The sequence below is a fragment of the Vallitalea maricola genome (assembly GCF_036985595.1).
In the GTDB taxonomy this organism is placed as follows: domain Bacteria; phylum Bacillota; class Clostridia; order Lachnospirales; family Vallitaleaceae; genus Vallitalea; species Vallitalea maricola.
Genome location: NZ_BTPU01000059.1, coordinates 24641 through 44178, shown reverse-complemented (window position 1 = coordinate 44178; position 19538 = coordinate 24641). Strand labels below are relative to the sequence as shown.

Genomic DNA, 19538 nt, shown 5'->3' with positions numbered 1-19538 from the left:
AAATATATCTTTAATAAATTTTATCATCCCGTACATTGATAATTATTTACAGTTTTTACAAATACCATAAAATTTTACTTTGTGGTCAGTAACTTTAAAATCGTATTTTGCTTCAAAGCCTTCTTCAATAGATTCCATTAAATCGTCCTCTACTTCAATTACTTTACCACAACTTTCACAGATTAAATGATGGTGATGGTGATGGTGATTATCATCATTAAACTTGCCAATTTCATACCTTATAAATCCATCGTCTAAGTTTAATTTATCTATTAATTTTAACTCATGCAAGAGTTGTATAGTCCTATATACCGTAGCTAGTCCGATTTCAGGGCACTTCTTCCTTACTATCTCATAAATCTCCTCAGCTGTTAAATGATCTCCTTCATTATTTTGAAGTACATCTAATACAGTTCTTCTCTGAGTAGTAAGTTTAAATCCTTTTTCTTTTAACATTCTTTTAAAATCTTCACTGCTAACAGACACGTATATTCCCCCATACTTTTTAATATACTTCATTTTATATATCTTTTCATTAAGCATATATATTTCAATAGTATAATAGTAGTTATTTATTAGTTTAAAATCACTATTAATGTAAAATATAGATAACTTAATTATAAATCGCTAATAACATTTTGTCAAATTTGGCACTTACATATCTATATCAATATCTTCTACTAAATCCATTAGTTTTTCACTAACTGGTAGAAGCTCATCATCATCGTCAACTATTTCATAAATTACATCTTCGCCATCTAGGCTAATTGCTTTTAATACATAAGCTGTCATATCATCAAGTTCTAACTCTTCCTTTTCAACAGCCAATAAATATGTCTCTTCATCATATTCTAAAGAACTTAAAATTGCAAATTCCACATCTTCACCAGTCTCTTCAAACGTAAATACAATTGTTTCCACTAAAAAATCCACCTTTCAAATTATTACCAATTTTTTATTAGTTTATAATATATATGTTAACTTATTTTAATTCATTGTTTATTAATAATATTAAGATCAATTCACAAAAAGTATTTTATTAGTTTCTTTGTAAATTGTCAAGATATCCTTGTAAAATAAAAACAGCTGCCATTTTATCTATGACTTTACTTTGTTTTTTTCTACTTAAATCAGCTTCCAAAAGTGATCTTTTAGCTCCTATTGTGCTTAATCTTTCATCCCAAGTTTCTACTGGAATTGAAAATTCCCGCATTAATCTATCTTTAAAATATAAGGTTCTATCTACTCTTTCCCCAGATGTATTATTCATATTTTTAGGGAGTCCTAATACTATCTTTTCTATATTATACTCATTTATAATATCACCTAATCTTGTAATTGTTGATTTTAGATTATTTTCATCTTTTCTATTTATAGTTTCTATCCCTTGAGCAGTCCAACCAAATGGGTCACTAACTGCTACACCTAATGTTTTACTCCCATAATCTAAACCTAAAATACGCATTTAATCACATCCAACTTTTGTTTTCTATAGAATAACTTTTCTGTAGGATAATAAAAGTGTGCATCTGCACACTTTTCATCATTGAATAGTATACCCAACTATTTAATTTAACTTTTATATTATACGACTACTTGCAGTTATTGTCTATATAATTTTTTACCAATTCTTCTAATAGTTCATCTCTTTCAACTTTACTTATTAGACTTCTAGCATTTTTATGGCTAGTGATATAAGTAGGATCACCAGATAAAATGTACCCTACAATTTGATAAATAGGGTTATATCCTTTCTCTGTAAGGGCTTCATATACACTTACTAAAATTTCTTTTGCATCTTCTGGTTCTTTTTCGAATTTCTTAAAAAATTGAGTACTATTAATGTTTTTCACCCATATCACATCCTCACTTAAACAATTCTTTCGAATCTAGCCTTTTGGTTTTATATTCCTTTTACTATATATTAATATATATGTAATTAAAATACAATTAAAATTTGCTTTGTAATATTATTTTAATGTAAATTCATTATATGCTTCCAACTAGATTATCATTTTGGATTTTGATAATCTTTGTTGCTAACTGTAAATTTCTAATATTATTGTCACTAAAAACTTTTACTTTTATATAATTATCCGTGAATCCATAGTAACATTTTTTGCCATCTATTATGGATTCTTCTTCAAACAGTACATCAATCTCTTTATTTATAAAGCTATTTAAAAATTCTTCTCTTATTCTACTTTGAACATTAATCAAGATATGACTTCTCTCAGTTTTTATTCTAGGGTCTATTTGATCATCTCTAGTAGCAGCTGGAGTACCTTGTCTCATAGAGTATTTAAAAACATGTATTCCACTAAACCTTATCTTTCTAACAAAATCTAGTGTAGCGTTAAATTCCTCATCTGTCTCCCCTGGAAAACCAACTATTATATCAGTTGTTATCGAAGGCTTGGTATAAGCTTTTCTTATAATCTCTACTTTGTTATTGAAAACCTCAGTCGTATACTTCCTATTCATCCTTTTTAAAGTAGCATTACAGCCACTTTGTAGTGACAAATGGAAATGTGGACATATTTTATTTAATTTTGATAGCTGGGAAATAAATTCCTCTGTAATTAAACTAGGTTCTAATGATCCTAGTCTAATCCTTAATATTCCATCAATCTTATTCAACCTTATCAGAAGTTCTATTAATGAAGTGTTAGTTAAGTCTTTTCCATATGAAGCAATGTGTATACCTGTTAAGACAATTTCATGATATCCTTTGCTTGCTAAAGTATTAACCTCTTTTATAACGCTACTCATCTCTCTGCTTCTTACTCTTCCTCTTGTATATGGAATAATACAATAAGAGCAAAATTGGTTACAGCCATCTTGTATCTTAATATAGGCTCTTGTTTTATCATTAACCTTTGTAATCAGGATATCCTCGTATTCAGTTGTTTTTCCGATATCTTCAACTACATTTATTTTATTGCCCTCGTGTATATATTCTTCTACTAAATCAACTATTTTATTTTTATTATTACTACCAATTACTAAATCTATATTATTATCTTTTATCAACTTGTCTTTTGCTATCTGAGCATAGCATCCTACTGCTACAATAATAGCTTCTTCATTATTATGTTTTGCCTTTGATAGCATTTGTCTTGATTTTTTATCAGCAACATTAGTAACGGTACACGTATTAATAACATATATATCAGCATTATCTCTAAAATCTACTATTTGATATCCGGATTTTTCAAACAATTCTTCCATAGCTTCAGTTTCATACTGATTAACTTTACAACCTAACGTATGGAAAGCAACTTTTTTCATATTAATACCTCACAATAATTATTTATTTTTTTGTATATTATTTCAGTAGTTTAACAAAAAGCACCTAATATAGTTTACTTTTTTTGGTAATTTTAGTTATTGACTTATTTCCTATAAAAGGTTAGTATATTCATGTATTCAAATATTAAAAAACACTTTTAAGGGGGTCAATTACATGAAAACAGTTAAAGTAACATTAAATTCAATCGATAAAGTTAAAAATTTTGTAAATGCAATCAGTAAATTTGATTCTGATTTTGATTTAGTTTCTGGTCGCTACGTTATTGATGCAAAATCAATCATGGGTATCTTTAGTTTAGACTTAAGTAAACCAATTGAATTAACAGTACATGATGATAATGCATTCAATGAAGTTGCTGGCACTTTAAAAGAATTTATCGTTGAATAATTATCAATTTCATGTTTATGAAATACTAATATGGACTAACCCATATTATAAAAATCCACTTGTCAGTGGATTTTTGTTATAATCCTATCTATAATTTCTAACTATCCTTATTCTTCCTCATCTGGCTTAATTTTAACAAGTTCTACGTTGTTAATCGCCTCTTCAATCATTTCATCTATTTTTTCTAATCTTCTTTCAGATCTGATAATCGATTTTAATGAAGGTTTTGTAACTGGATGTTTAGCAACAAATATAGTACAACAATCTTCATATGGTAGTATTGAAGTTTCATAAGTATCAATCTTTTCACTTATCTCAACTATTTCTTGCTTATCAAAACCTATAAGAGGTCTGAATACTGGCATATTACAAACAGAATTAGTAGCATTAAGACTTTGAATTGTTTGTGACGCTACTTGTCCTATACTTTCACCTGTAACCAATGCAAGTGCTCCATATTTTTCTGCTAATCTTTCAGCTATGATCATCATTATTCTACGCATAATTATTGTTAGTTGTTCATGAGGACATTGCTCATAGATATACAGTTGAATATCTGTAAACGGCACAACATTGAGATTAATTCTTCCTGAATATCTTGAAACAATCTTCGCTAAATCAATTACTTTCTGCTTAGCACGTTCACTAGTATATGGATGGCTATGATAATATACTGCGTCTAACTTAACTCCTCTTTTAGCTACTAAATAACCTGCTACAGGTGAATCAATCCCTCCTGATAACATAAGCATAGCTTTACCATTAGAACCAACTGGCATACCACCTAAACCTTTAATGATTTTAGAATAGATATATGCTCTACTTCTTATTTCAACCCATACTTTTACGTCTGGTTTTTTCACATCAACTTTCAACTCAGGTATATGGTCAAGTAAATATGCACCAACTTCACAAGCTATTTCCATTGAATTAAGAGGATATCTCTTATCAGCCCTTCTTGATTCAACTTTAAAAGTAAAATTCAAGTCTTCATATTCATCTTTCATATACATTAGTGTTGCTTGTTTTACTGCTTCAAAATCCATATCCTCAAGAACAATTACTGGACAAATTCCAACAAGACCAAATATCCTTGATAATCTTTCAACTACTTCATCGTAATCATAATCAGAAAATGGTTCAATAAAAATTCTTCCTTGCTCTTTACTAACTTTAAAATCGCCACATGGTTTAAGGGCTCTACGGATATGGTCTGCAAGAATATTTTCGAATATATACCTATTTTTACCTTTGATTGCAATTTCACCATATTTAACTAGAAAAGCTTTTTTTAAATTACTCATTATATAATCCAATCCTTCCAAAAATACGTTATCTTTAACATCATTCAACTAATGTCTAACAAACTTCCTTAATAATGGTACTATGTTCTTTAATTCATCTACGCACTTATCCAATTCTTCTATAGTATTGTTAATACAAAAACTAAATCTGACTGTGGATAGTGCTTCTTCACTATTTAATCCTATTCCCTGTAAAGGACCTAACTTAGAAGGCTTATTAGATGAACATGCAGAACCTGTGGACACAAATATATCTTTTTCTTCAAGGCTATGAAGTAATACTTCTCCTCTTACTTTATTGAATCTTATACTTAAGATATGTGGTGCACCCTTATCTACATCTATTCCGTTGATAACCGTATCTGCTATTTCGTTAATGATTCTACCTGCTAAATATCTTTTTAATCTATATAAATGTTCTACATTGGAATCTAAGTTATCATACATCATCTTTGCAGCAAGACCAATGGCTGCAATTCCTGGTACATTCTCTGTGCCAGATCTTATACCATTTTGCTGAAAACCTCCATATATAATAGGATTTATCTTAATATTATCATTGATATAAATAACTCCTATTCCCTTTGGAGCATGGAATTTATGTCCACTTATACTTACTAAATCAATATTCCATTTTTTAGGATATATATTCAATTTTCCAAAAGATTGTATAGCATCTACATGAAAAATAGTATTTTTATTCTTCTCTTTGATTACCTTTCCAATCTCATCTATAGGCATTATTGTACTGATTTCATTATTAACATGCATTATTGATACTAGAATAGTATCTTCACGTATGCTGTCTCGTAATTGGTCCAAATCAATAAGTCCATTACTATCAACTGGTAAAACTGTTATCTCATAGTCATTATCCCCTAGATAATTTATTGTATTCTTAACAGAGGAATGTTCTATTGCTGTAGTTATTATGTGCTTACCTGATCTTTTATACGCATTTGCTACACCAAGTATTGCTAGATTATTGGATTCTGTTCCACCAGATGTAAAATAAATTTCCTTTTGATTTACTTTCAATATTTTCGAAAATATATCTTTTGACTTAATAATATATTTTTCAGCTTCAAATCCTTTTTTGTGTAAAGACGAAGGATTGCCATAATCTTCTCTAAAGACTTTACACATTTCTTCTATGACAACTTCAAAGGGTTTTGTAGTAGCCCCGTTGTCCAAATATATTTCCATTCTAAGGCATCCTTTCAAATAATAGTCTATTTTATATGAAATTATTTGTAATATAAAAATTTAAGAAAGATATACTATATTAAACTTAGTGCTTAATATAATATATCTTGCCCAAAACAACTCCTAGACTATAGTCTTTATTACTTTTTAACAACATTTTCTATAGCTTGTACTACTCGTGATTTCTGGAAAGGTTTCACAATGAAATCTTTTGCTCCATTTTTGATCGCTTCTATAACCATAGGTTGCTGACCCATAGCTGAACACATAATTACTTTTGAATTAGGACTTGCCTTAAGTATTTCAGGAAGTGCAGTTACTCCATCCATTTCAGGCATTGTGATGTCAAGAGTAATTACATCTGGTTGTAATTCTTTTGCCTTCGTTATTGCCTCTTTTCCGTTATTAGCTTCTCCACAAATATCATAATCTTCTTCTGATAACATTTTCTTTAAAACAGTTCTCATGAAAATTGCATCATCAACGATTAATACTCTTAATGCCATACTATTCCTCCTCAAGTTGAAACATTAGTAATGATAATATAGCTAAACCTGCTGTTTCTGTCCTTAGTATTCTTTTTCCTAGTGTTATGATATTAGCCTCACTACTTTTAGCCTCTTCTATCTCATTTAGGCTAAATCCTCCCTCAGGACCTATAAATACTCCAATCCTCTTACAATCTAGATTGTTGATAAATTCTTTAGTTTCTGTTATATTTTTAGCATTTTCGTAAGGGACAATAATTGTATCCAGTTGCTTAGAATATTCTATTGCTTCTTCAAAATTCATTATTTCATTTACTACTGGAATAATACCTCTTTTTGACTGCTTGGCTGCAGACTCAGCTACCTTATTCCATCTAGCTAATTTTTTCGTCCCATTTTGTTTATTTATTTTAACAACGCTTCTTTCAGTAATAACAGGAATTATCTCATATACCCCCAGCTCTACTGCTTTCTGCACAATTAATTCCATTTTAGCTTGTTTTGGCAAAGCTTGAAAAAGGTAAATTTTTGTATTTAGCTCAGTAACTGATTGTTTTTTAGTGACAATTTTTGTATTTATGTAGTCACCTTCAATACTATTAATTATACAATAATAATCATTACTATGTCCATCACAAATTATAATTTCGTCATTTTTATTCATTCTAAGTACATTTTTGATATGTTTTACATCATCACCAACAATACGAATCTCATCTTCAATAATTTGGTTAGGCTCTACAAAAAATCTATGCATATAAAACCTCTATCCTTTCAAAAGTACTTTTATGAAATGGGTCGAGAAACAATGGCAGCCCATTCTCCCATTCTCTTAATCTCTACTATCTCAAATCCATTAGCCAGTAACGCATCCTTAACATCTTCTACTCTATCCAATATAATTCCAGAGGATATGAAAATACCGTTAGGAATTAAGTATGTAGCAACGTCTTTTGCTAATATCATTATTATATCTGCCATTATATTAGCTACCACCATATTAGCTTTAATGTCAACCATTTCCAGTAAATCACCGTTAAGTACATTTACTTTATCATCTACCTTGTTAGTAACAACATTTTCTTTGGCGGCTTTAACTGCGTTCTTATCAAGATCGATACAAGTTACTTCTCCAGCACCTAATTTGGCTGCTGTAATTCCTAATATCCCACTTCCACATCCTACATCAATTACTAGATCATCTTTAGATAAATATTTATTAATCATACTGACACACATGGAAGTGGTCTCATGTGTCCCTGAACCAAATGCCATACCTGGATCAATTTCTATTATAACATCATCATGGGTTTTCTTTGTGTACTTTTCCCAAGTTGGTTTAATAATTATATTATTATCTATCTTAAAAGGCTTATAATATTTTTTCCAATTATTCGCCCAATCCTCATCATCTATGATAGTTAATTCAATATTGGTCTTACCAACTTCCAGATATTTACCAATATCTTTGATTTTAGCTTTTATTTCATTTATTTTTTCAGTAACATTCTCTTGCTCTGACAAATAAAATCTAATAAAAGTATCTCTATTATTATCAATAACTCCATCTTCAATATAATCTACGATTATTTCTTCCATATCTTCATTTGATAGAGTATTGTCAACTACTTCTATACCTTGTATTCCCTGTTCAGTAAGCATATAGCTTACTGCTTCTATGGCTTCGTCATTGATATAGACTTTACATTGGGTCCATTTCAATATATTACACATCCTTTTAGCATACTATAATATTTTCACTTATGTAGCCTACAATCTAATCAAAGGCATCCATGACTTTATCATACCATTTTTTTTTCTTACCATCCTTGAAGTCTTTTACCTGCTCTCCAAAAGTAGCAGAAAATTCTTTTAGCAATTCCTTTTGCTTTTCATTCAATTTTTTAGGAACATCTACAACTACAGTAACATATTGGTCTCCTCTAATTTTGGAATTTCTTATATGAGGTACACCTTTTCCTTTTAACCTAAATCTAGTATGTGTTTGCGTTCCATCTTTTATTTCATATTTTACATTTCCGTCAAGGGTAGGAACTTCAAGTTCTGCACCAAGTGCTGCTTGAGCAAAAGATATAGGTAAAGTATAGTAAATATCAACACCTTGTCTTTCAAAGAATTCATGAGGTTTTACATATACAGTTACTAGTAAATCTCCTCTTGGTCCACCATTAGTACCTGGTTCACCTTTTCCACTTAACCTTATGCTTTGACCATTATCAATACCAGCAGGAATATCCACTGCTATTTTCTTTCTATTTCTAACATATCCTGTTCCTCTACATGATGAACATTTTTCTTTTATTACTTTTCCTGTTCCGCCACAATTATTACATGTCTTAACACTTGTTATATTACCAAACATAGTCTGTTGATTATATCTCACTTGACCAGAACCTTTACAATGAGGACATGTTTCTGGCGTTGTTCCTTTCTTAGCTCCAGTACCTGAACATTCTTCACAAGTCTCAGAAATAACCATATCAATTTCTTTTTCTACACCAAATACGGCTTCTTTAAAATTAAGTGTAACAGAAGTTTTTAGGCTTGCACCTTTCGTTGGAGCATTAGCATTTCTTCTACGGCCTCCACCACCAAAGAAATCTCCGAATATATCTCCAAATATATCTCCAACATCTGAGAAATCAAAGCCTCCTGCTCCGCCGCCTCCATTACTAAATGCAGCGTGACCTAATTGATCATATTTTGATCTTTTTGATGAATCACTTAATACCTCGTAAGCTTCTGTTGCTTCTTTAAATTTGTGTTCAGCAGATTCATCACCTGGGTTCATGTCAGGATGATATTGTTTAGCTAATTTTCTATATGCTTTCTTTATATCAGCGTCAGTAGCACTTTTCCCAACACCTAATACCTCATAATAATCTCTTTTATCTGCCATTATTCCCACCTACCTCTTTTTATGATTAATTTTGAATTATTTAATTCAACTTATATTTAATAGCTCAACTTTCCCACCTTTAATTTAATACAGGTAAATTAAGGGTTATAGGTTTTTAATTAGCTTACCTGCATACAATATTGAAGTGGGAAAGTTGAGTCAATAGTATTAAATTCACCACAATATATATTGTGTTATTAATTACAGCCTAACCATTATATATTGTGGTCAAAATATCACATTCATAATTATAATTAAAAATTTTCATCTATAATATATATATTCTTTAAGAAAGCCAAAGACCAATGTCTTTGGCTTTTTTACAATTTTATATTTTACACTTCTTTGAAGTCTGCGTCAACTACATCATCATCATTATTTGGTTGTTCTTGATTTGGTTCAGCTCCTGGTGCACCTTGTGGCCCTGCTCCTGGTGCTGCACCGGCAGCTCCAGCTTGTTGATATAATTTAGTTGAAAGCTCTCCGAAAACAGTCATTAATGCTTCTTTTGCTACTTTGATTTCCTCTACATTAGCATCAGTCATATTATCAATAGTCGATTTACCAAGTACTTCTTTTAACTTAGTAACTTCAGCTTCTACTTTTTCTTTTTCAGCAGCGTCAACTTTATCGCCTAATTCATTTAATGTCTTTTCAGTTTGGAATACAAGTGAATCAGCTTCATTTCTTACATCAATAGCTTCTTTTCTCTTCTTATCTTCTTCTTCGAAGTTTTGAGCTTCATCAACAGCTTTGTTGATTTCATCATCGGATAAGTTTGTACTAGCTGTAATTGTAATATGTTGTGTTTTACCTGTTCCAAGGTCTTTAGCTGTAACATTAACAATGCCGTTAGCATCTATATCAAAAGTAACTTCAATTTGAGGGATTCCTCTTGGTGCTGGTGGAATTCCATCTAATTGGAATCTTCCAAGCGTTTTATTGTCCTTAGCAAATTCTCTTTCACCTTGAACTACATGGATATCAACAGCTGGTTGATTATCTGCAGCAGTTGAGAATACTTGACTCTTCTTAGTAGGAATTGTAGTGTTTCTTTCGATTAATTTAGTAGCTACACCACCTAATGTTTCAATACCAAGTGATAATGGTGTTACGTCTAGAAGTAATATATCTCCAGCTCCAGCTTCACCTGATAATTTACCACCTTGAATGGATGCTCCTATAGCAACACATTCATCTGGGTTAATACCTTTGAATGGCTCTTTACCTGTTAATTTGTTTACTGCATCTTGTACAGCTGGTATACGTGTTGATCCACCAACCAATAATACTTTATCAAGCTCAGTTGCTGATAATCCTGAATCTCTTAAAGCATTGTTTACAGGACCCATTGTTTGTTGAACAAGGTCAGCTGTTAATTCATCAAATTTAGCTCTAGTAAGTGTAATATCTAAATGTTTTGGTCCTTCTTGTGTAGCAGTAATAAATGGCAAGTTAATATTAGTTGTTGTTGCTGATGATAATTCTTTTTTAGCTTTCTCTGCTGCTTCTTTCAATCTTTGAACAGCCATCTTATCATTAGTTAAATCTATACCATCTGAAGTTTTGAATTCTTTTATAAGGTAATTCATAACACGGTCATCAAAGTCATCTCCACCAAGTTTGTTGTTACCACTTGTAGCTAATACTTCAATTACACCGTCTCCGATTTCAATGATAGATACATCAAATGTTCCACCACCAAGGTCATAAACCATAATTCTTTGCTCATTTTCATTATCAAGACCATAGGCTAAAGCTGCAGCTGTAGGCTCGTTGATAATTCTCTTAACTTCAAGACCAGCTATCTTTCCTGAATCCTTAGTTGCTTGTCTTTGACTATCTGTAAAGTATGCAGGAACTGTAATAACTGCTTCTGTAACCTTTTCACCTAAATAGCTTTCTGCATCAGATTTTAATTTTTGAAGAATCATAGCTGAAACTTCTTGTGGAGAATATTTTTTATCATCAATAGTTACTCTAAAATCAGTACCCATATGTCTCTTAATTGAAGCTACTGTTTTATCAGGATTAGTAATCGCCTGTCTCTTAGCAGGTTCTCCTACTAATCTTTCTCCATTTTTTGTAAAAGCAACAACTGATGGTGTTGTTCTAATACCTTCTGCGTTAGCAATTACTACTGGCTTTCCACCTTCCATAACTGCAACACATGAGTTAGTTGTACCTAAATCAATACCAATTATTTTACCCATTTTATTTCCTCCTTCATATCAATATACTCGTCAATGTTTTTTATAATTTTATTTTATTCGACGAAGATTATTTTTTAAGTAATTAATAATATATATATAAGATGCACAATATTATAATCATACATTCTATATTTCTTTAAATTTTTTCTTGATAAACTAGTTTACTACTTTTACCATGCTATGTCTTAAAACTGAATCGTTGTACATATATCCTTTTTGGAATACTTCTGCAACTATATTTTCACCTAATGACTCGTCATCAGCATGTGTAACTGCATGATGGAAGTTAGGATCAAACTCATTCCCTTCAGCTTTTATTTCTTCTACTCCAAGTTCGTTAAGAGTACTCATTAACTGTTTGAATATCATTTCAACACCTTGTGTAAAAGGTAGTTCTTTTTGTTCTTCTGAAATACTGTCTAGAGCACGTTCAAAATTATCTACAATAGGTAATAATTTTTCTAATGTTTCTTTTGCTCCATTTTCATACATCATAGACTTTTCTTTTATTGTTCTTTTTCTAAAGTTATCAAATTCTGCCATAGTTCTTTGTAATTTATCTACGTATTCGTTAACTTCCTTTTCTTTTTGTTTCAGTTTTTTATTCATATCATTTTCTCCAGTAGAATCTTCTTCTAATTTTACATCTTCCACTTCTTCTAAGTTTTCTTCTGAATCTTTTTCTTCAACTTCTTGCTCATTAATTATTTCATCTTTAATTTCTTCTGAAATATTTTCTTCAGAAACTTTTTCTTTAGCCACTATATAACCACCTTCCTATTTTAACTTATTAATAATTTCTTCCATTTTTGACATTAAACCTGAAAGAGAACCTATTGTATTTTCGTAATCCATCCGTTTAGGACCAATGATACCAATAAATCCAATATTCTCTCCACCAAGCTTATAAGCAGTAGTTATCAAACTACAATCTTTCATTTCATCAATAACATTTTCGTTACCAATAGTAACTTTTATATTAACACCATTTTCTTCTAATACAGTATAGACCATATCTCTTAGAACTTGTTTTTCTTCAAGTCTATGTATTAGATTGGTTGCTTTTGATATATCATTGAATTCTGGAAATCTTAATATATTAGTTGCACCAGATGTATAGATCTCTGTATCATCAACAGATTTTATAGTATCAAAAATGGCATCTAATACTTTATTGATTATATCAGCGTTACTTCCAGCAAAATCTTTTAGTTGTTGAATAAGTGGTAAATTAATCTGTTCAAGAGTAAGTCCATATAACTGTTCATTAAGAACAAAAGTCAATCTATTCAACATTGTTTGATGTACTGGTTCATTAATATTGATCATATAATTCTTAATAATATTACCATCTGTTACTATAACCGCTAATATTCTTTTTTCCTGTACACCTATTAATTGTATATTTTTTATTTTAGCTTTATTAATCTGTGGTGATGAAACAATCGTAGCATAATTAGTTTCATTTGCCAGCATCTTAGCAATATTTTTTAACAAAGATTCTATCCTATCTACACGTTGAAACAGCTGTTCTATATATAAACCATTATTTATCTCTTCATGATGAAGATTCATAAGCCTATCAACATATAGCCTATACCCCTTGTCAGATGGAATTCTACCTGCAGACGTATGAGGTTGCAATATAAGACCTAATTCTTCTAGATCAGACATTTCATTTCTTATAGTAGCAGGACTTATACCTAAGTCATAATTCTTTGAAATTGTTCTTGAACCTACTGGTTCAGCTGTATCTAGGTAATTTAAAATTATTGCCCTAAGAATTTTAATCTTTCTATCATTTAGTTCCATATCGCACCACCTTTGTTAGCTTATTTTTTTGTTAGCACTCTACTCTAATGAGTGCTAATGCTTGAAATAAAAATATCACTTGCAGGTAGATTTGTCAAGTAATTTTGCAAAATTTAATTATTTTTTTTAGGCTTAATACATTTGTAACATCTTTTACCAGCTGTATTTAAGCCCATTATAGCCATATTAATCAAACAAAAACATGGATAATGCAAAATTACTAACGTCAACTCCTTTTTTAGTTAATTTTAATCTAGACCCATTTTCCATAATAAGTCCTTTTTCTATAAGCTCTTGTATAGCATCTTTATAATAATATTCTATTTCATGTCCCCATCTATTATAAAAATCAATCTTATCTATACCTTCTAATAATCTCAGTCCTAAAAACATATATTCTTCAATAGAAGTCTTTTTACTGATTTTCTCAGTACATTCCTTAAGCTTACTAATATCTCCATTAATATCTATATAATTTAACAGATTATTGATATTCTTATATCTAAAGCCCTCAAAGTATGAGGAAGCCCCTAACCCAATACCTATATATTCTTCTTCTTTCCAATATATCTTATTATGATAGCACTCTCTGTTGTCCAAAGCATAATTAGATATCTCATAGTGTTTATAACCATTATTCTGTAGTGTATCATGAATCAGCCAATACATATGACGTTCTACATCTTCAGCTGGTAAAACAAGCTTGTTATCATCATATAACCTAGAAAATTTAGTTCCTTCTTCAATTATCAAGGAATAATAAGATATATGTTCTGGTCTAAGATTGATTATCTTTTTCAAGTCATTCTCTATATCACTGATAGTTTGATTTGGTAGAGCAAACATCAAATCTATATTTATATTTTCAAAACCATTATTTCTAATCAAATCATAATTTAATAGGAATTCATCCCAAGTATGGATTCGTCCTAGTTTCTTTAATAATTTATTATTACATGATTGTAATCCCATGCTTATGCGATTTACACCTGATGAAAGAAGCACTTCAATTTTCTCTTCATCAAGGGTTCCTGGATTAGCTTCAATTGTTATCTCGGCATCTCTATCAATATTATAATATGATTTTAGGGTATCAAAGATTCTTTCTATATCAGAACATGGCAGAATAGACGGTGTACCACCGCCTATAAATATACTTTTCATATTATATTCTTTTGTAAGTTCACTATAACTTTTTATCTCGTTGATTAATGCATTTACATATTCCTTCATGACACTATCTTTATTGTCAAAAGATAGAAAATCGCAATAATTACATTTACTTTTGCAAAAAGGAATATGAATATATAAACTGATATTTTTCATCTCTAACACCTAATCATCTAGCTTAAGCACACTCATAAAAGCTTGTTGAGGTACTTCTACATTACCTACTTGACGCATTCTCTTCTTACCTTTTTTCTGTTTTTCAAGAAGTTTTCTTTTTCTTGATATATCTCCACCATAACATTTAGCAAGTACATCTTTTCTCATGGCTTTAATAGTTTCTCTAGCAATTATTTTATTACCAACAGCTGCTTGTATTGGTATTTCAAATAGGTGTCTAGGTATTTCTGTCTTCAATTTCTCTGCTATCTTTCTTCCTCTATCATATGCTTTATCAACATGAACGATAAAAGATAATGCATCTACAACTTCTTTGTTAATTAATATATCAAGTTTTACTAATTCAGATTCTTTATACCCAACTAATTCATAATCAAAGGATGCATAACCTCTTGTCCTAGATTTTAGAGCATCAAAGAAATCATATATTATTTCATTAAGTGGAAGTTCATAAGTCAACATGGCTCTTGTCTCTTCAATGTAATCCATGCCGAAATACTCTCCACGTCTTTCTTGACAAAGTTCCATTACCGTTCCAATATAATCTGTCGGAACCATAATCTCAGCTTTCACTATTGGTTCTTCCATAGTTCTTATCTCTGAGACATCAGGTAAATCAGTTGGGTTCGCAAGATCAATAACTTCACCGTTAGTTTTATATACTTTATATATAACACTTGGTGCAGTTGTTACCAAATCAAGATTATATTCTCTTTCCAAACGCTCTTGTATTATTTCTAGATGCAACAATCCCAAGAAACCACATCTGAATCCGAAACCAAGAGCTATTGATGTTTCTGGTTCAAAATTAAGTGCTGCATCATTTAATTTTAATTTGTCAAGTGCATCACGTAAATCTTGATACTTAGACCCATCTGCTGGATATAACCCACAGAAAACCATTGGATTAACATTTTTATACCCTGGTAGAGGCTCATCTATTGGGTTGCTAGCATCTGTAATGGTATCACCCACATTAGTATCCCCAACATTCTTGATACTAGCTGTAATGTATCCAACTGTACCTGCCTGTAAAGAATCAGCCGGTATGAATTGTCCAGCACCAAAATACCCAACTTCCACTACTTCAAATTGTTTTTCAGTAGCCATCATACGTATTTTCATGCCCTTTTTAACGGTTCCCTCTTTAACCCTGCAGAATACTATAACACCTCTATAAGGGTCATATAGAGAATCAAATATAAGCGCTTTCAGAGGTGCATTTACATCTCCTACTGGTGCTGGTATATCTGATACTATTTTTTCAAGCACATCTTCTATATTAATGCCTTCTTTTGCAGATATCAGTGGTGCATCTTCGGCATCTAATCCAATAACATCCTCTACCTCTGCTTTTACCCTATCAGGTTCCGCACTTGGTAAATCAATCTTATTTATTACTGTAACTATCTCCAAGTCATGTTCCAGCGCTAGATACACATTAGCTAATGTCTGAGCTTCAATTCCTTGTGCTGCATCTACTACAAGAACAGCTCCTTCACATGCCGCTAAACTTCTAGATACTTCATAATTAAAATCCACATGGCCAGGTGTATCAATAAGGTTAAATATATATTCTTCACCATTTTTGGCTTTATATACTAGTCTAACTGCCTGAGCTTTTATTGTTATACCTCTCTCACGTTCTAGATCCATATTATCTAAAACTTGAGCCTGCATTTCTCTAGCAGTCAATAATCCTGTTAATTGAATGATCCTATCTGCTAATGTTGACTTACCATGATCGATATGTGCAATTATACAAAAATTTCTTATATTATCCTGTTTAAATTCTGCCACAGACCAACATCCTCCTTAGCCCATTTTCTGTTGGTTATTATAGCATATATATATATAATTTAGCAACAAAATATATTTTTTATTATTATTTAATAACCTCATATAAAATTTTCGCTAGAGGCTCCATAGCATTCATTGCTTCGCTGACAGTATTTGTCTGAGCACCAACTTCAATTAATAATGATTTTGGTTTTAGGTGCAGATTGTATCTATACCCTCTAAGATATATTTTTCTAGTGAAATTAGGATATAATTCATTAGCTTTCAACTGCATCTGAAAACTAAACGCCATATTATCAACAACATACTTGTTAGGCATTACAGGATATAGGGCTAGCCCATTAAAAAACATAATCTTAGCTGTTTGTTTACCATTAATATTATGCACTAACCTTACATTACCCCTAACTCCATCCCTATGAATATCTATCATAACTTCTATTGAAGGATTCTTCTTAATCAAATTTTTCAATGGTGCTTCAATTCGCTGATAAGCTTCATCCCTATCAATCTTACCATTGATGATATCATACTCTTTCCGATGGTGAAGAACCTTAATATTATATTTCTCTTCAAGTATACGAGCTAATTCATCTCCTACTCCTACAACAGTATCTTCTTTCTTACCTTTCACACTATCTACAAAACTTTCTTGGGAATGGGTATGATATATCAATACTTTCGGACCATCACCACTCATATCTATTGACATATCCTTACTTAAGAATTTATCAATAGGAAACTTATCTTGTGTGGGATTTATACTAGGATCAAAAGTATATAAATTAGATTTCAAAAACGAAAAATTATTAAGCTGTTCCATAGTATAATTAGTTATATTAACTACGGGAATCTGCTGTTCCAACGTATGAGATGAAAAAAAACTTTCATCATGCTCATAATGTTCCAAATCATTTTCAAACGACTTATCTTTCTGATTGATCTTAGGATAGTTTTCCGAAGCAGTACAATAAGAATAATCATTCTCGTTCATTATAAATGAAATAAGAGGGATATTATAACCATACAATGCCTCAATCTTATTATAATTACTTATATCCAGCTTAGTCTTATTGTTGCTCTCTAAATAATACTCTACTGAAGGATTAACCGAATGAATTATATTAGTAAAAAAAGACGAATCAATATCTGAAAAAACAAGATTCTTAAAACTTATTATTTCATTAGTAAAATATAACCCAAATAATTTTATTATAATTACAATAGACAACACTATCAAAACTGCCATATAAACAAGTGAAGCTTTCCTATTTTTCTTAAGTAAATACGCTTTATTCATCTAATCACCCTTATCCTCACAGTAGACAATAAATAATTGCCCTACTCATTTTCAACATGTCCTCATTAAATTAACATCTTATAAAAATATATTTTTGGACAAGGTGATTTATTACAAAAACTATTATGAATCATAAATATAAAAATATATTACCCTCTTATAATATATTTATCTACTCTCTATAATTTCAAATGAAGAAGTGTAAAGTGTTACAATCACGCAGACCGACCGCTTCTCAGGGTAAGGCAAGTGATTGTAACACTTTACACTGACTTATATGCACACAATTTATTTTTCACACAATATATAGGTATCCCTACGATAAAAACTTAGTAATCTCATCAAACTCAAGATTAGGCTGCAACATTATATTCAAAGAAGAAGCTATTATATTACTCAATCTTTTAATAACCGCATCAATCTCTTTTGGAGTAACAAACAAATTACCAATATAAGGATAAAGAACCTCTTTTATCAGCTGATATTTCTCTTGTTCATTGAAACGATTAATCATATCCGCTATTTCAGTATTTTCCTTTGCTTGCTTTTTCATCTCTATCAATAATTCTTCCATTGTATCATTAACTATAGTCGCCGCATCAACTACTGTAGGAACACCAATAGCTATTACTGGAACTCCTAATGACTCCTCTGTAAGTCCCTGACGTCTGTTACCTACACCAGAACCTGGATGAACTCCTGTATCCGCAATCTGAATAGTAGAATTAACCCTCGTAGTTCGTCTGGAAGCCAAAGCATCAATAGCTATTACTAAACTAGGCTTTATCTTATTAACAATCCCTTGAATTATCTCAAAAGTCTCCATACCCGTTTGCCCCATAACACCAGGTATGATTGCACTAACCTTATTAAATCCATCTTCACCCTCAGGTTCACCAAATTCTTGAAAAAGATGCCTTGTAACCAAAACATTAGAAACTGCTCTAGGTCCCAGTGAGTCCGGTGTTACATCTCTATTTCCAAGCCCTACAACTAGAACTGTCATATCTTTATCAACTTTAGCTAAATCACCTAATTGTTTTGCCAACTCTCTCACTATTTCCTCATGAGCTTCTGGCGCATTCTGCTTCATTAAGTCGCATTCCATAGTTACGTAACTGCCTATAGGTTTATTAAGTGCTTTTGCTCCATGTTCATCAAGAATATTTACTTTTGTTATAGATAACTCAATATCTTTAATGTTATCTACTGTTACTTCTACCCCTTTTATCTCAATATCTTCTTCCCCAACCATTTCTCTAGCTTCAATCGCTAAGTCGGTTCTAACGTTGTATTTCTGTTCCACTTGCTCTAATTTCTCTTGACTATTGTTATCCATCTAAATTAATTCCCTTCTAAAAAATTATTGCACCCTGTTTAGGAAATATTTTTTCCAATTATTTTATATATATTCATTGACTTATTATGCATTATATATTAAAATTAGA

The 19538-nt window shown here is 30.9% G+C and carries 19 protein-coding genes; 1 reads left to right on the top strand and 18 read right to left on the bottom strand.

Translation table 11 applies throughout. From position 1 onward, the window contains the following. Positions 1 to 42: 42 nt before the first annotated feature. The 5 genes from AACQ14_RS16445 to mtaB form a co-directional block, all read right to left on the bottom strand. Entirely contained in the window at positions 43 to 486 is a 444-nt protein-coding gene (locus AACQ14_RS16445) for a Fur family transcriptional regulator (protein ID WP_339364679.1), read from the bottom strand. 168 nt (positions 487 to 654) lie between these two features. Further along, positions 655 to 921: a DUF1292 domain-containing protein gene (locus AACQ14_RS16440; protein WP_339364678.1), complete on the bottom strand. Its 267-nt coding sequence runs from the start codon at positions 919 to 921 to the stop codon at positions 655 to 657. 118 nt (positions 922 to 1039) lie between these two features. Further along, positions 1040 to 1465, bottom strand: a complete 426-nt coding sequence (gene ruvX / locus AACQ14_RS16435) for a Holliday junction resolvase RuvX (RefSeq protein WP_339364677.1) — start codon at positions 1463 to 1465, stop codon at positions 1040 to 1042. Positions 1466 to 1592: 127 nt separating this feature from the next. Continuing rightward, the gene (locus AACQ14_RS16430; RefSeq protein ID WP_293754993.1) at positions 1593 to 1853 is read right to left on the bottom strand and encodes an IreB family regulatory phosphoprotein; all 261 of its coding nucleotides are present in this window, start codon (positions 1851 to 1853) and stop codon (positions 1593 to 1595) included. A 136-nt stretch (positions 1854 to 1989) separates the two neighbouring features. Further along, a complete protein-coding gene (gene mtaB / locus AACQ14_RS16425; protein ID WP_339364676.1) occupies positions 1990 to 3291 on the bottom strand; it encodes a tRNA (N(6)-L-threonylcarbamoyladenosine(37)-C(2))-methylthiotransferase MtaB in 1302 nt (433 codons plus the stop codon). 175 nt (positions 3292 to 3466) lie between these two features. Between mtaB and AACQ14_RS16420 the strand changes: the two genes are divergently transcribed. Then, a complete protein-coding gene (locus AACQ14_RS16420; RefSeq protein ID WP_339364675.1) occupies positions 3467 to 3700 on the top strand; it encodes an HPr family phosphocarrier protein in 234 nt (77 codons plus the stop codon). 107 nt (positions 3701 to 3807) lie between these two features. Here AACQ14_RS16420 and thiI read toward each other — a convergent pair whose 3' ends face one another. From thiI to gpr, 13 genes are all read right to left on the bottom strand, one after another. Next, entirely contained in the window at positions 3808 to 5004 is a 1197-nt protein-coding gene (gene thiI, locus AACQ14_RS16415) for a tRNA uracil 4-sulfurtransferase ThiI (RefSeq protein ID WP_339364674.1), read from the bottom strand. A gap of 48 nt (positions 5005 to 5052) precedes the next feature. After that, positions 5053 to 6210, bottom strand: coding sequence for a cysteine desulfurase family protein (locus tag AACQ14_RS16410; protein ID WP_339364673.1), 1158 nt, complete (start codon positions 6208 to 6210; stop codon positions 5053 to 5055). Positions 6211 to 6350: 140 nt separating this feature from the next. Then, positions 6351 to 6716 carry a response regulator gene (locus tag AACQ14_RS16405; protein WP_339364672.1) on the bottom strand — a complete coding sequence of 122 codons (366 nt, stop codon included), beginning with the start codon at positions 6714 to 6716 and terminating at the stop codon, positions 6351 to 6353. A gap of 1 nt (position 6717) precedes the next feature. Further along, positions 6718 to 7455 carry a 16S rRNA (uracil(1498)-N(3))-methyltransferase gene (locus AACQ14_RS16400; RefSeq protein WP_339364671.1) on the bottom strand — a complete coding sequence of 246 codons (738 nt, stop codon included), beginning with the start codon at positions 7453 to 7455 and terminating at the stop codon, positions 6718 to 6720. A gap of 29 nt (positions 7456 to 7484) precedes the next feature. Continuing rightward, entirely contained in the window at positions 7485 to 8420 is a 936-nt protein-coding gene (prmA, locus tag AACQ14_RS16395) for a 50S ribosomal protein L11 methyltransferase (RefSeq protein WP_339364670.1), read from the bottom strand. Positions 8421 to 8475: 55 nt separating this feature from the next. Then, positions 8476 to 9618, bottom strand: coding sequence for a molecular chaperone DnaJ (gene dnaJ, locus AACQ14_RS16390; RefSeq protein WP_339364669.1), 1143 nt, complete (start codon positions 9616 to 9618; stop codon positions 8476 to 8478). Between the two features lie 335 nt (positions 9619 to 9953). After that, entirely contained in the window at positions 9954 to 11831 is a 1878-nt protein-coding gene (gene dnaK / locus AACQ14_RS16385) for a molecular chaperone DnaK (RefSeq protein ID WP_339364668.1), read from the bottom strand. Between the two features lie 156 nt (positions 11832 to 11987). Further along, on the bottom strand, positions 11988 to 12593 hold the full coding sequence (grpE, locus tag AACQ14_RS16380; RefSeq protein WP_423248000.1) for a nucleotide exchange factor GrpE: 606 nt from the start codon (positions 12591 to 12593) through the stop codon (positions 11988 to 11990). A 15-nt stretch (positions 12594 to 12608) separates the two neighbouring features. Continuing rightward, a complete protein-coding gene (hrcA, locus tag AACQ14_RS16375; RefSeq protein ID WP_339364667.1) occupies positions 12609 to 13643 on the bottom strand; it encodes a heat-inducible transcriptional repressor HrcA in 1035 nt (344 codons plus the stop codon). A 186-nt stretch (positions 13644 to 13829) separates the two neighbouring features. Beyond that, positions 13830 to 14969 carry a radical SAM family heme chaperone HemW gene (gene hemW / locus AACQ14_RS16370; protein WP_339364666.1) on the bottom strand — a complete coding sequence of 380 codons (1140 nt, stop codon included), beginning with the start codon at positions 14967 to 14969 and terminating at the stop codon, positions 13830 to 13832. 9 nt (positions 14970 to 14978) lie between these two features. Beyond that, entirely contained in the window at positions 14979 to 16790 is a 1812-nt protein-coding gene (gene lepA, locus AACQ14_RS16365) for a translation elongation factor 4 (protein WP_339364665.1), read from the bottom strand. Positions 16791 to 16875: 85 nt separating this feature from the next. Then, complete coding sequence (gene spoIIP / locus AACQ14_RS16360; protein WP_339364664.1) at positions 16876 to 18090, bottom strand: stage II sporulation protein P; 1215 nt, start codon at positions 18088 to 18090, stop codon at positions 16876 to 16878. A gap of 316 nt (positions 18091 to 18406) precedes the next feature. Next, a complete protein-coding gene (gpr, locus tag AACQ14_RS16355; RefSeq protein WP_339364663.1) occupies positions 18407 to 19429 on the bottom strand; it encodes a GPR endopeptidase in 1023 nt (340 codons plus the stop codon). Positions 19430 to 19538 lie beyond the last annotated feature (109 nt).